Annotated in this window: 8 protein-coding genes and 1 pseudogene; 1 reads left to right on the top strand and 8 read right to left on the bottom strand. The window is 74.2% G+C overall.

Translation table 11 applies throughout. From position 1 onward, the window contains the following. Positions 1 to 11: 11 nt before the first annotated feature. From ACIBQZ_RS25295 to ACIBQZ_RS25320, 6 genes are all read right to left on the bottom strand, one after another. Positions 12 to 1,067: a hemolysin family protein gene (locus ACIBQZ_RS25295; protein WP_396091239.1), complete on the bottom strand. Its 1,056-nt coding sequence runs from the start codon at positions 1,065 to 1,067 to the stop codon at positions 12 to 14. Next, positions 1,064 to 2,413: a hemolysin family protein gene (locus tag ACIBQZ_RS25300; RefSeq protein ID WP_396091240.1), complete on the bottom strand. Its 1,350-nt coding sequence runs from the start codon at positions 2,411 to 2,413 to the stop codon at positions 1,064 to 1,066. Before ACIBQZ_RS25300 ends, ACIBQZ_RS25295 begins: the two co-directional genes overlap by 4 nt. A gap of 147 nt (positions 2,414 to 2,560) precedes the next feature. Continuing rightward, entirely contained in the window at positions 2,561 to 4,069 is a 1,509-nt protein-coding gene (locus tag ACIBQZ_RS25305; protein WP_396091310.1) for a M28 family peptidase, read from the bottom strand. A gap of 128 nt (positions 4,070 to 4,197) precedes the next feature. Then, positions 4,198 to 5,967, bottom strand: a complete 1,770-nt coding sequence (locus tag ACIBQZ_RS25310; RefSeq protein ID WP_396091241.1) for a protein kinase — start codon at positions 5,965 to 5,967, stop codon at positions 4,198 to 4,200. 78 nt (positions 5,968 to 6,045) lie between these two features. Further along, positions 6,046 to 6,714: a class F sortase gene (locus ACIBQZ_RS25315; RefSeq protein ID WP_396091242.1), complete on the bottom strand. Its 669-nt coding sequence runs from the start codon at positions 6,712 to 6,714 to the stop codon at positions 6,046 to 6,048. Between the two features lie 4 nt (positions 6,715 to 6,718). After that, complete coding sequence (locus tag ACIBQZ_RS25320) at positions 6,719 to 7,555, bottom strand: DUF4397 domain-containing protein (protein ID WP_396091243.1); 837 nt, start codon at positions 7,553 to 7,555, stop codon at positions 6,719 to 6,721. A gap of 281 nt (positions 7,556 to 7,836) precedes the next feature. Here ACIBQZ_RS25320 and ACIBQZ_RS25325 point away from each other — a divergent pair, with 281 nt between their 5' ends. Then, positions 7,837 to 12,360 (top strand): ATP-dependent helicase, encoded by a 4,524-nt coding sequence (locus ACIBQZ_RS25325; RefSeq protein ID WP_396091311.1) that lies wholly within the window; start codon positions 7,837 to 7,839, stop codon positions 12,358 to 12,360. Between the two features lie 10 nt (positions 12,361 to 12,370). Here the strand turns inward: ACIBQZ_RS25325 and ACIBQZ_RS25330 are convergent, their stop codons facing one another. Both ACIBQZ_RS25330 and ACIBQZ_RS25335 read right to left on the bottom strand, forming a co-directional pair. Further along, entirely contained in the window at positions 12,371 to 12,904 is a 534-nt protein-coding gene (locus ACIBQZ_RS25330) for a GNAT family N-acetyltransferase (protein ID WP_396091244.1), read from the bottom strand. Positions 12,905 to 13,002: 98 nt separating this feature from the next. Next, positions 13,003 to 13,931 (bottom strand): annotated as a pseudogene (locus ACIBQZ_RS25335) (LLM class F420-dependent oxidoreductase). Positions 13,932 to 13,968 lie beyond the last annotated feature (37 nt).

Here is a 13,968-nt window from a genome sequence, read left to right on the forward strand (position 1 = left end):
GGGTCATCCTCTCAGCGCATGCGCCGGCCGACCGGCACCGGGTCGGTCTCGTCGTCGAACTCGCCGATCACCTGCTCCAGCAGGTCCTCCAGCGCGACGAAGCCGACCCGGCCGCGGTTGCGGGTGACGATGGCGAACTGGGCGCGGGCCGCGCGCATCCGGGTCACCGCGTCCGTCACCGTGACCGCCGCCTCCAGCACGAACGGCGGGTCCATCAGGTCGGCTGCGGAGGCCGTCCCGCCGCGCGTGGTGATCCGGATCGCGTCGCGGACGTGCACCACGCCGAGCACCTCGGCGGTGGGCGACACCACCACCAGCCGGGACCGGCCGCAGCCCAGCGACGCGGCCTCGACGTCCAGCGCCGCGGCCTCCGGCGGCACCGTGACCAGCTGGTCGTCCGGGGTCATCACGTCGCCGACCTTGGTGTCCTGCAGCTTGAGCATGCTGGTCAGCAGCTCCGTCTGCTCCGCGCCGATCAGGCCCTCCGCGCGGGAGCGTTCCAGCAGGATGTGCATCTCCTGCGGGCCGTGCGCCTGGGCGAGCTGGTCCTGCGGGTGCACGCCGAACGGCTTCAGCGCCACGTTCGCCAGCGCGTTCAGCGCCAGCAGCGCCGGGCGGACCAGCCGGACGAAGCCGCGGAACGGCAGCGCCAGCAGCGTCGCCGAGTGTTCCGGGTCGGTGATCGCCCAGGACTTCGGCATCATCTCGCCGATCACCAGGTGCAGGAACGTGACCACGGCCAGCGCGAGCAGGAACGCGACGATGCCGCTCGGCACGTCCGGCAGGCCGATGCCGTGCAGCAGCGGGTGGACCAGGTGCTCGATGGCCGGCTCGGCGAGCGCGCCCAGGCCCAGCGAGCACAGGGTGATGCCGAGCTGGGCGGCGGCCAGCATCAGCGACAGCTCCCGGCTGCCGTCGAGCGCGGCGCGGGCGGCCCGGCTGCCCCCGGCGGCGGCGTGCTCCAGGCGGTAGCGCTTGCTCGCCACCAGCGCGAATTCCGCGGCGACGAAGAAGGCGTTGCCGGCGAGCAGCAACACCGAACAGATCGCGGCCCAGGTGGTGCTCATCGGGAACCCTCCTCGTCCAGGAGCGCGGAAGCGGAGACGGCGGCGGGCCCGGGGGCGGCGGAGAGGCGTACGGCACCCGGCACGTGCCGGTCCACCGACAGCACGGACAGGCCGGCGCCGGACGGCAGCGACACCGCGTCGCCGACCTGCGGCACCCGGCCCAGCTCGGCCATCACCAGGCCGGACAGGGTGTCGTAGTCGTCGCTCTCCGGCAGGTCGACGCCGGTCGCGTCGATGACCTCGTCGATGCGCCAGCGGGCCGGGACGATCCACGAGCCGTCCTCCTGCCGGGCCGGGGCCGGCTCGGGCAGGTCGTCCTCGTCACGGATCGGGCCGACCAGCTCCTCGGCGATGTCCTCCAGCGTGATGATGCCGGCGAAGCCGCCGTACTCGTCGACCACGCAGGCCAGCTGCCGGTGGTCGCCGCGCAGCCGGTCCAGCACCTCGGGCAGCCGCAGCGAGGACGGCACGAACAGCGGGGACACGGCCAGCTGCTCGACCTGCACCGTCGCGCGGTCGGCCGGCGGCACCGTGAGCACGTCGGAGATGCCGACCACGCCGATGATCTCGTCGACGCCGGAGTCGGCGCGGACCGGGAAGCGCGAGCGGCCGGTGTCCAGCAGGTCCACCACCCGCGCGGCCGGGTCGCTGCCACGCAGCGTGTGCACGTCCACCCGGGGCACCATCACCTCGGCCGCGGTCCGGCGGCGGAAGTCCAGGCCGCGGTCGAGCAGCGCCGAGAGCTCCGGGTCGAGGTGACCCTCGGCGCGGGACTCGGCGATGATCTGCTCCAGGTCCTCCTCGGTGGCGCCCTCGGGCAGCTCCTCGATCGGCTCGATGCCGATCGAGCGCAGCAGCCGGGCCGCCGCCATGTCGAAGAGCTTGATGATCGGCCCGAAGACCGCCAGGTACAGCAGCGTCGACCGGGCGAGCGCCTTGGCGAGGGTCTCCGCGCGGGCGATCGCGAAGTTCTTGGGCGCCAGCTCGCCGAGGACCATCTGCACCACGGTCGCGATCAGCAGCCCCAGCACGATCGACAGCGGCACGGTCACCGCGTCGGGCAGGCCCGCCACGCCGAGCAGCTCGGCGAACCCCTCGCCGAGGAAGGGCTCGGCCACGTAGCCGACGATCAGGGCGGTGACGGTGATGCCGAGCTGCGCGCCGGAGAGCACGAACGAGAGCCGTTCGGTGACCTTGAGGGCGCGGGCCGCGGCCTTGTCGCCCTGCTCGGCCTCCTGGCGCAGGCGGCTGCGGTCAACCGCGACGTAGCCGAACTCCTGGGCGACGAAGTAGCCGGTGACGGCCGTCACCAGGATGACGAGCAGCAGGCCGACCAGGATCAACATGGTCGGGCCGGGGATGCGGGAAGCCGGGCCGAGCCCGGCTGAATACTGCCGATCATCGCCAAAAGATAGCAGCGACAACTGCAAGGTCGCTGACGGAAACCCCTGGCGGGGGTACGCCGTGGGCGCACCCCCGCCTGGCCCCGTACGTCAGGCGCGGGTGATGGTGACGTTGTCCACAGCCGCCTCGATCAGGCTGGCCGTGCCGGTGTCCGCCGCCTCGACCTGGAGCCGGACCGACTGCCCGGCATAGGCGGAGAGGTCGACGCTCGCGGACTGCCACGCGGCGGCCCGGTTGCTGGCCGCCCCGGCCTGGGTGAAGAGCGTGGTGGTGGTCGATCCGGAGATCAGCCGGACCCGGAAGTAGTCGCCACTGGTGGCGTTGTTGAGGTGCGCCAGGTACCAGGAGAACGACAGGGTCAGCGTGCCGGTGGGCAGCGTGATCGCCGGGGACCGGACGGTGGTGGCGCCGCCGTCCACGTCGTTGGCGCCCGCGCTGGCCCCGGCCGTCGCGCCGGTGACCAGGTCGTAGCTCCCGCTCACCGTGCTGCCGAGCTGGGTGGCCACGCCGGAGGTGGTGGCGGCCGGGTCGCCGCGCTCGAAGAGGCCGGCGGTGGCGGTGTCGGTGGCGCCGGCGTCGGTGGTCCAGCCGGTCGCGGTCTCGAAGGTGTCCGAGTAGACCGTCGTCCCGGTGGGCGGGGGCTCGGTGCCGCCGTCGGCGAGCGCCCACACGGCCGCCGCGATCGCGTCCGAGTTGCGGTTCAGCGCGGTGTCGTTGACGTTCGCGATGGTGTCGCACGAGGCGTGGTAGCAGGGGTCGAACGCCCCGGTCGTGCCGCCCCAGAGGGTGACCTGGGCCGCGGTCTTGCGACCCTCCGCGCCGGTGAAGATGCCGCCGGCCGGGATGCCCGCCGAGATGAACGGGCCGTAGTCGCTGCGCCCGTCGAAGTCGGTGCCCCGGGTCGGCACGCCGATCGAGGTGAAGTACGCCTCCAGCGTGTCCTCGATCTCGGCGGAGCCGGCAGGCCCGGGACCCGAGCCGGTGCCGTCGGAGTTGTCACCGTCGTACAGGAAGTAGCCGGGGTTCGGCGAGCCCACCATGTCGAAGTTCAGGTAGCCGCCGATGTTCGCCCGCTGCGCCGAGGTCAGCGAGTTCACGTACGCGGTCGAGCCGCGCAGGCCCAGCTCCTCGGCGCCCCACCAGCCGAAGCGCAGGTGCCGGGCGGGCTGGAACCCGGTGCGGGCGACGGCCAGCGCCACCTCGAGGTTCGCGGCGGAGCCGGTGCCGTTGTCGTTGATGCCGGGGCCGGCCGTGACGCTGTCCAGGTGCGCGCCGATCATCAGCGTGTCGGTGGTGTCGCCGCCGGGCCAGTCCGCGATCAGGTTGTAGCCGGTCGCGCCGTTGTAGGTGAACGACTGCTGCTGCGTGGTGAAGCCGGCCGCGTCGAGCAGCCCCTTCACGTAGGTCACCGAGGCCAGGTAGCCGGGCCGGCCGTGCGCGCGGTTGCCGCCGTTGGCGGTGGCGATCGACTGGAGCTGGGTCAGGTGCGCCTTCACGTCGGTGACCGAGATGTCGGGCGCGGCCGGCGCGGCCACCTGGACGGGTGCGGCCTGCGCCGGAACGGCGAAGAGGGCGGCGACCAGGGCTGTGGCGCCGATCAAGGGGACTGCTCTCACGGGGTGTCCTCCGCGGGGCTCGGGGGGCGCCGTCGCCGAGGGTGTGGCGGCGGCCACGCCGAGCATCGCAGAGAGACAGGTCTATGGATTCATACCGCTTGAGCCATATCTCAGGAGTCCGTGAAGAAGGTGCTCTGAATCATCGCCCATTTCTCGAAATTGCCGGGCCAATCGACGTCCAGGGTCATGAAGCCGATCGCGTACGCCCGGCCGTCGTCGGCGGCGCGCCACCGGGTCATCGCGTGCATCCGCTCGCCGTCACGCCCGTCGTAGGTGTATTCCCAGTCGGCGGCCCGGGCCAGCCCGGGTGCCGGGTCGATCCGCAGCTCGGTGTAGTTCTTCAGCTCGCCGGTGGCGCGCAGCCGCTCCACCTCCTTGCGGCAGGCCCGCACCGGGTCGCCCTGCGGGCTGCGGTCCGGGTCGATGCTGAGGATCCGGCGGCCGCCGGGCTCGCGGAAGCAGACGGTGGTGCCAATCGTCTGGTAGCTCCAGCCGTCCGGGACCCCGAGGTGGTAGCCGGCGTCGCTGAAATATGACCAGCCGGGATAGAGCGCCATGCCGCGGCGCAGCTTCTCCGCCCCCGCGACCGGGGTGCGGGGCAGGCCGGAGGGCGCCGGGCTGGCGCAGTTGACCGGGCTGAAGCCGCCGGCGCTCCCGCCGGCACCCGACGAGGTGGCGACGCCCGGGGTGGCGCCGGACGCGGCCGGTTGGTCGTCGTCGCGCAGCACCAGGCCGGTGGCGAGGCCGCCGCCGGCGAGCACCGCCACGACCACCCCGGCGACGAGGATCCGGCGGCGGCGCGGCCGAGCCGGTGGGCCGGCGGCCGGGGCGGCGCGCTGGGTGGGGATCAGCGGCTCGCTCGGCTGCTGCTCCGGCGGGTCGGCGGCGGGTCCGGGCGGATGGACCACCTCGGGCAGGGCCGCGGCGAGCGCGGCGCCGAGGCCGCCCGCCGGCGCCGGCTCGGCCCGGGCCGGGAGATCCCGTGCCGGCTGGTCGTCGAGGGCCTTCCGCTGTTCCGGTACGACCGCACGGCCGAACAGCGTCCCCGTGCTCCTCGCCACCGGCGGCAGCGGGCCCGCCTCCGCGACGATCGCGAGCAGTCGCTCGGCCACCTCCGGGCCGGTGAGCCGCTCGACCGGCTCGCGGCGCAGCAGCCCGGCCAGCACCGGCGCCAGCGGGCCGGCCTGCACCGGCGGGTCGGCCTCGTCGGTGGCCAGCGCCATCAGCGTCGCCATCGCGCTCTCGCGGGCGAACGGCGACCGCCCCTCGACGGCCGCGTACAGGGTCGCGCCGAAGGACCACAGGTCGGACTCCACGGTGGACGCGCCATCGCGGGCGCGTTCCGGCGAGACGTACTGCGGTGAGCCGACCACCATGCCGGGGCCGGTCACCGAGCCGTCGTCGACGAACGTGGCCAGCCCGAAGTCGGTGAGCACCACCCGGCCGTCGGTGCCGATCAGCACGTTGTGCGGCTTGACGTCGCGGTGCAGCACGCCGGCCCGGTGCGCGGCGGTGATCGCGCCGAGCACGTCGAGGCCGATCCGGGCCGCCGCGGCCGGCGGGAACGCGCCGTCCTCGGTGATGACCTGATGCAGCGAGCGGGAGGGCACGTACTCCATCACGATCCACGGCAGGTCGTCGGCGTGCACGACGTCGTAGATGCGGACCACGTGCGGGTGGTTGAGGCGGGCCGCGCTGCGGGCCTCGCGCAGCGTGCGGGTGCGCAGCCGGGCCTGCTCCTCGGCGGTCATCCAGGACGGCGGGACGAACTCCTTGACCGCGACGTCCCGGTCGAGCATCTCGTCGCGGGCCAGCCAGACCCGGCCCATGCCGCCGGAGCCGACCGGCTCGAGGAGTCGATACCGACCGGCGATGAGCATGCGCCTGACCGCCATCAGCCCCCTGCCGTCGCTTCTTCGCCCAGGATAGTCACGGGTCACCGGCCTGCGGAACGCCGATCACCCGGCCACCGCGTAGACCACCAGGTTGTCCTGGTACGACCGCAGAGTCCGGTCGAAGACCCCGCCACACGTGATCAACCGCAGCTGCCGGTCCGGGGTGGGCCCGTAGACCTGCTCGGTGGGGAACGCCTTCTTCGGGTACCAGGCCGTCGAGGTGACGGTGAACGTGACCGTGCGACCACCGCGGGTCACCTCGATCCGGTCCCCGGTGGTGAGCTCGCGCAGCCGGTAGAAGACGGCCGGGCCGCGCTTGGAGTCGACGTGCCCGGCCAGCACCGCCGGGCCCACGTCGCCGGGGGCGGTGCCGTCGGCGTACCAGCCGGCGCGGTGGTTGGTCCGCGGCGGCCGCAGCTCGCCGTCCGGGCCCAGCGTCAGCGTCTCCAGCGCGGTGTCCACCCCGATCGCCTTGACCCGCAGGCGGGTGGGCGGGCCGCTGAGGTCCGCCGGAACGGTACGGAACGGGTTCGGCGCACCCTCCATGTCCTCGGATGGAGCCGGGCTCGCCGAAACAGCCGTCGCGGCGCCGGCCCAGCGGCCCAGGTCGTCGGTGCCACGCGGTTCGCGGATCAGCAGGTAGCCGGTGGCGACCGCGATCGCCACCAGCGCCGAGACCAGCACGGGCAGGAGGAGGCCGGCTTTGCGCCGTACCGTCGGCTCTTGCGGCACGCCGTCAGGCGGCCCGGGGACGGCGCCGGAGCGCGACCAGCGCACCGCCCGTCACCGCCGCCGCGGCCCCGGCGAGCAGCAGCGCCATCGGCAGCTCGGAGCGGGGCTGGGTGCCGCCGGCGCCGGTGGCCACCCCACCCTGCGGCACGCCGCCCTGCCGGGCCGCGTCGATGTGCAGCTGCGGCTTCAGGCCGCCCTTCTTGTCGTCGAGCACCAGCAGCGAGTACACGTTGCCGGCGCCGAGCGTGCACGGCAGGTCGCTGGTGTCACCGCCGCCGGTGGGCTTGACCCGGACGGTCCACTTGCCCGGGTTGACCTCGCGGTAGTCGGTGGTCGTGGCGAACTGGACGCCGTCGGCGATCTTCTTGCCGTTGGCGCCGCCGACGTCGAGCACCGGGGCGCGCACCGAGGCCTGGATGATCCGGATCTTGGACTCCCCGGCTCCCGGCAGGGCGAGATCGTCCTTGAGCACGCGCAGGCCCAGGTCGGCGTAGCGGCCCACCCCGGCCACCGTGTACGCCGCGCCGTCGGCCACCGTCACCTGCGTGGTCAGCACCGGCGGGGTGCTCGCGGCGGCGCCGGCCTTGCGCATCGCCACCGAGTACGTGCCGGTGGGCAGGCGCAGGTAGTCGGACATGGCGCCGTACGCGACCCCGTCGAACTTCTGGTCCTTGACCTTGCCGGAGTCGGACTTCAGGTACACGTCGACCGCGGGGGTGTCCGGCGAGAGGTGGGCGAGCCGGACGTAGCCGTCGGCGGCCGCCCGGGCCGGGGTCGCGGAGAGGACGACGGTCGCCAGCGCGGCGAGGACGGCCGCTGCGCTACCGAGGCGGTATGACACGGTGCCTCCTGTTTCGTGGAGCCTGCTCGGCATCGGCGGTGGCGGCCATCGATGCATACGCTCTGCGCACATCAATGTGCCGCACGTCACTGTCGTGCACCATGGTCCGTCCGGCCACCGGAAAGTGCCTGGCGAGTGCCCATCGTCTGCTCCAACGTCCCATTGATACCGATCTTGCGGCGTCCCCGTCACCGGTGCTTCGGAACCGTCGCCCGCGCGGATGTTTCCGCTGGTCCCCGATTTCTGTCGTACCTGCGGGGCACCATGGACCTGTGTCAGACGTGCTGGAGCAGTTCGGCCTCGCCACCAGGGAGTGGTTCCGGGCCGCCTTCGCCGCGCCCACGGCCGCGCAGGCCGGGGCCTGGCGGTCGATCGGGGCCGGGCGCAACGCGCTGGTGGTCGCGCCCACCGGTTCGGGCAAGACGCTGGCCGCGTTCCTCTGGTCGCTCGACCGGCTGGCCCACGAGCCGGTGCCCGCCGAGCCCCGGCACCGGTGCCGGGTGCTCTACATCAGCCCGCTCAAGGCGCTGGCCGTCGACGTCGAGCGCAACCTGCGGGCCCCGCTCACCGGCATCCGGCAGGCCTCCGGCCGGCTCGGCCTGCCACCGCCGGACATCACCGTCGGCATGCGCACCGGCGACACCCCGGCCGACGAGCGCCGGGCCTTCGCCCGCACCCCGCCGGACATCCTGATCACCACGCCGGAGTCGCTGTTCCTGCTGCTCACCTCCGCCGCCCGGGAGTCGTTGCAGGGCGTCGAGACGGTGATCATCGACGAGGTGCACGCGGTCGCGGCCACCAAGCGCGGCGCACACCTGGCACTCTCGCTGGAACGCCTCGACGCGATGCTGGGCCGGCCGGCGCAGCGGGTCGGGCTCTCCGCGACCGTGCGCCCGATCGACGAGACCGCCCGGTTCCTCGGCGGCGCCGGCGACGTCGAGATCGTCCAGCCCCGCAGCAGCAAGACGATCGAGGTCTCGGTGCAGGTCCCGGTCGAGGACATGACCCGGCTCGACGAGGTGCCCGAGAACGACCTGGACGACCCGGGCGCGGCCCGGCGCACCCCGTCGATCTGGCCCGCCGTCGAGGAGCGTGTGCTCGCGCTGATCCAGCAGCACCGCTCCACGATCGTGTTCACCAACTCGCGGCGCGGCGCCGAGCGGCTCTGCGCCCGGATCAACGAGCTGGCCGCCGAGGCCGTGGTCGAGCAGGACCCGCGCGCCCCGGCCGCGCTGATGGCCCAGTCGCCGATCGCCGCCGGCGCGGCGCCGGTCGTCGCCCGCGCCCACCACGGCAGCGTCTCCCGCGAGGAACGCAAGCAGATCGAGGAGGCGCTCAAGTCCGGCCGGCTGCCGGCCGTGGTCGCCACCTCCAGCCTGGAGCTGGGCATCGACATGGGCGCGGTCGACCTGGTGGTGCAGATCGAGGCGCCGCCCTCGGTGTCGGCCGGGCTGCAGCGCATCGGCCGTGCCGGGCACCAGGTGGGGGCCGTCTCCCGCGGCGTGGTGTTCCCCAAGCACCGCGGCGACCTGGTCAGCTGCGCGGTGGTCGCCGAGCGGATGAGCGACGGCGCGATCGAGGAGCTGCGCTATCCCCGCAACCCGCTCGACGTGCTCGCCCAGCAGATCGTCGCCATGGTCGCGCTGGACGTCTGGCAGGTCGACGAGCTGGCCGCGCTGGTCCGCCGCGCCGCGCCGTACGCGGAGCTGCCCGATTCCGCGCTGCACGCGGTGCTCGACATGCTGTCCGGTCGCTACCCGTCGACCGCGTTCGCCGAGCTGCGCCCCCGGCTGGTCTGGGACCGCACCACCGACGAGCTCACCGGCCGGCCCGGCGCCCAGCGGCTGGCCGTCACCAGCGGCGGCACCATCCCCGACCGCGGCATGTTCGGTGTCTTCCTGGCCGGCTCCGGGAAGGCGTCGCGGGTGGGCGAGCTCGACGAGGAGATGGTCTACGAGTCCCGGGTCGGCGACGTCTTCCTGCTCGGCTCGACCTCCTGGCGGATCGAGGACATCACCCCCGACCGGGTGCTGGTCTCCCCCGCGCCGGGCGCGCCGGCCCGGATGCCGTTCTGGAAGGGCGACGCCATGGGCCGCCCGATCGAGCTGGGCCGCGCCATCGGCGCCCGGCTGCGCTCGCTGACCCGGGCCGGCGACACCGACGCGATCACCTCGCTGCGCGCCTCCGGGCTGGACGAGTGGGCGGCCGACAACCTGGTGGCCTACCTGCGCGAGCAGCGCGAGTCCACCCGCAACCTGCCCGACGACCGGACCATCGTGGTCGAGCGCTTCCGCGACGAGCTGGGCGACTGGCGGATGACCGTGCACTGTGTCCTGGGCGCCCGGGTCAACGCGCCCTGGTCGCTGGCCATCGCCCGCCGGCTCAGCGAGCGATACGGCGTCGACGGCCAGGTCATGCCCTCCGACGACGGCATCGTGATCCGGCTGCCGGACACCGCCGAGGAGCCGCCCGGCGCGGAGCTGGTCGCCTTCGACCCCGACGAGATCTCCCAGCTCGTCGAGGAGTCCGTGGGCACGTCGGCGCTGTTCGCCGCCCGGTTCCGCGAGTGCGCCGCGCGGTCGCTGCTGCTGCCCCGCCGCGACCCGCGCCGCCGCCAGCCGCTCTGGCAGCAGCGGCAGCGCTCGGCCCAGCTGCTCGACGTGGCCCGGGAGTTCGCCGACTTCCCGGTGACCCTGGAGGCGGCCCGCGAGTGCCTGCAGGACGTCTTCGACGTGCCGGGCCTGGTCGGGCTCATGCGCGAGATCGCCGGGCGCAAGGTCCGGCTGGTCGAGGCCGAGACGCCGCGGCCCTCGCCGTTCGCCCGCTCGCTGCTGTTCGGTTACGTCGGCGCGTTCCTCTACGAGGGCGACGCGCCGCTGGCCGAGCGGCGCGCCGCGGCGCTCGCGCTGGATTCGACGCTGCTCGGTGAGCTGCTCGGCCGGGTCGACCTGCGCGAGCTGCTCGACCCGACGGTGGTGACCGGGAGCGAGTCCCAGCTGCAGTGGCTCACCGCCGCCCGCAGCCCGCGCGACGCGGAGGACGCCGCCGAGCTGCTCCGGCTGCTCGGCGACCTGTCCGCGGCCGACCTCACCGCCCGCGGCGTCGACCTCGACTGGCTAGCGACCCTGCAGGCCAGCCGCCGGGCCATCCAGGTGCGGGTCGCCGGCGAGGACCGCTGGATCGGCGTCGAGGACGCCGGCCGCTTCCGCGACGCGCTCGGCGTGGCCCTGCCGGTCGGCGTCGCCGAGGCCTACCTCGAGCCGGTCGCCGACCCCCTCGGCGACCTGGTCGCCCGGTACGCCCGCACCCACGGCCCGTTCGCGGCGGCCACCTGCGCCGCCCGGTTCGGGCTCGGCGTCTTTGTCGTCGAGCAGGCCCTCAAGCGGCTCAGCGCCACCGGCCGGGTGGTCTCCGGCGAGTTCTCCCCGGGCGGCGCCGGCACCGAGTGGTGCGACGCCGAGGTGCTGCGCATGCTGCGGCGGCGTTCCCTGGCCGCGCTGCGCCGGGAGATCGAGCCGGTGCCGCCGCGGGTGCTCGCCGCGTTCCTGCCCCGCTGGCACCAGATCGGCGGCAACGCCCGCGGCGTGGACGCGCTGGCCGCCGCGATCGAGCAGCTGCAGGCGGTGGCCGTGCCGGCCTCGGCCTGGGAACGGCTGATCCTGCCGGCCCGGGTGGCCGACTTCGCGCCCCCGCAGCTCGACGAGCTCTGCGCGAGCGGCGAGGTGCTGTGGGCGGGCTCCGGCTCCATCCCGGGCGGCGACGGCTGGGTGACCCTGGCATACGCCGACAGCGCGCCGCTGCTGCTGCCACCACCCGACGACGGGCTCGTGCTCACCGCGCAGCACCAGGCGGTGCTCGACACCCTCGCGGACGGCCAGGCGCTGTTCTTCCGTAACCTGTCCGACCGGATCGGCGCCACCGACGACACCGCCCTGGCGGCGACGGTCTGGGAGCTGGTCTGGGCGGGCCACCTCACCAACGACACGTTCGCCCCGCTGCGCGCCCTGCTCGGCAGCAGCGGCGCACACCGGGCGAAGGCGGCGCCGGCCCGCACCCGCTACCGCCGGCCCGGCCGCCCGCAGATGCCGGCCCGCTCGGGACCGCTGATGATGGCGGGCCGCTGGTCCCGTCTGCCGGAGCGCGACCTCGACCCGACCCGGCGCGCGGCGGCCCTGGCCGACCTGCTGCTGGAACGGCACGGGGTGGTGACCCGCGGCGCGGTGATGGCCGAGGGCGTCACCGGCGGCTTCGCGGCGGTGTACCCGGTGCTCGGCGCGCTGGAGGAGCGGGGCGCGGCCCGGCGCGGCTACTTCGTGGAGGGCCTTGGGGCGGCACAGTTCGCGGTGCCCGGCGCGGTCGACCGGCTGCGCGCCCTGGCGGAGCCGGCCGAGCTGGCGAAACGCACGGGCGCATCCGCGGTGGTGCTGGCCGCGACAGACCCGGCCAACCCGTACGGGGCGGCGCTGCCCTGGCCGGAACGGGTGGTGGACAGCGGCAACGGCGAAACCACCCCGGCAACCGGCCACCGCGCGGGCCGCAAGGCCGGCGCCCTGGTGGTCCTGGTCGGCGGCGACCTGATCCTGTACGTCGAACGCGGCGGGAAGACGCTGCTGTCCTATCTGGACGACGTGGAGGCGCTGACGGCGGCGGGGCAGGCGCTGGCGGGATCGGTGCGCTCGGGGGCGCTGGGAGCGATGTCGGTGGAACGGGCGGACGGGGAGTCGGTGCACTCGTCCCCGCTGCGGGACGCGTTGACGGGTGCGGGATTCCGGGCCACGCCCAGGGGGCTCCGGCTGCGCGGTTGACGCGGGCGGGTCAGGGGCGGGCGGTGGGGGTTGTGCCGGGCCAGCGGATGGTGAAGAGCCAGTCGAGGCCGTCCTCGCCGAGGTCGTCCAGGTGTTCCGCGCGGGTCAGGCCGGCGCGCTGGGCCACCTTCTGGGAAGCCACGTTGTCCGGGCGGACCCGGGCGATGATCGGCCATTCCGGCAGGTGCCGGCCGGCCCAGGAGACCACGGCCGTGGCAGCTTCGGTGGCAATGCCGACGCCCCAGGCCGCCGGGTCGAGGCGGTAGAAGAGGTTCAGCGCTTCCGTCTCGCGGAAGCGGACCACCTTCACCCCCGCGAAGCCCAGGATCTCGTGCTCGTGGGACTCGACGACCCAGTAGCCGAAGCCGTGCCGGCGCCAGTGCTCGTCCCAGCGGCCGAAGAGGTGCTCGGCGTCCGCGTCGGTGGCGAGCAGGTCCGACGGGTTGTGCCGGCAGGCCTCGGGATCGCGGTGGATCGCGGTGAGCGCGGTGAGGTCGGCGTGCCCGGGCCGGCGCAAAGCCAGTCGCGCGGTGACAATCTCCACGCAACAGACTTTAGGCCCCCGACCCGGACACCTCACCTCCGCCACCACCTGGACCGTCCCCACCAGGGGCAAACCGCCACAAGGTCCGCCGCGGCGGGTCAGACCAGCTGCGGCGCGACCGCGGTGGCGACCAGTTCCACGTGGTGCAGGTCGCTCAGGTCCAGGGTCTGCAGGTACATCCGGGACACTCCGGACTCCGCGTACCTGCCGAGGATCTCCACCGCCTGGTCCGGCGTGCCGACCACACCGCCGTTGCCGCGCATCTCCTGCACGTCCCGGCCGATCGCCGCCGCCCGGCGCCGCACCTCGGCGTCGTCGCGGCCCACGCAGAGCACCGCCGCCGCCGAGAAGACCGGCGGCCGGTCCCGGCCGATCCGCTCGCCGGCCGCGCGCACCCGGTCGAACATCGCCGGCAGGTCCGCCACCTTCGCGAACGGGGCGTTGAACTCGTCGGCGTATTGGGCCGCCAGGGCCGGGGTGCGCTTCTTGCCCGCGCCGCCCACGATGATCGGCGGACGGGGCGACTGGACCGGCTTCGGCAGGGCCGGCGAGTCCACCACCTGATAGTGCTTGCCCACGAAGCTGTACCGCTCCCCCGCCGGCGTCCGCCACAGCCCGTCGATGATCTCCAGCTGCTCCTCGAGCCGGTCGAAACGTTCGCCGAGCGGCGGGAAGGGGATCCCGTACGCGGAATGCTCCTGCTCGAACCAGCCGCCGCCCAGCCCCAGCTCGACCCGGCCCGCACTCATCGCGTCGACCTGGGCCACGCCGATCGCCAGCGGGCCCGGCAGGCGGAACGTCGCCGAGGTCACCAGCGTGCCGAGCCGGATCCTGGAGGTCTGCACGGCCAGCGCCGCCAGGGTCAGCCAGGCGTCGGTCGGGCCGGGCAGGCCGTCCCCGCCCATCGCGACAAAGTGGTCGGAGCGGAAGAAGCCGTCGTACCCGGTCTGCTCCGCGAGCTGGGCGACCCGCCGCAGGTCGTCGTGGGAAGCACCCTGCTGGGTTCGGTGAAGATGACAAGACGCATAGATCAACATTGCCAGACGGTCGCGACGCGCCCGGCC

Origin of the sequence: Actinoplanes sp. NPDC049599 (genome assembly GCF_044465625.1) — a bacterium.
Taxonomy (GTDB): domain Bacteria; phylum Actinomycetota; class Actinomycetes; order Mycobacteriales; family Micromonosporaceae; genus Actinoplanes.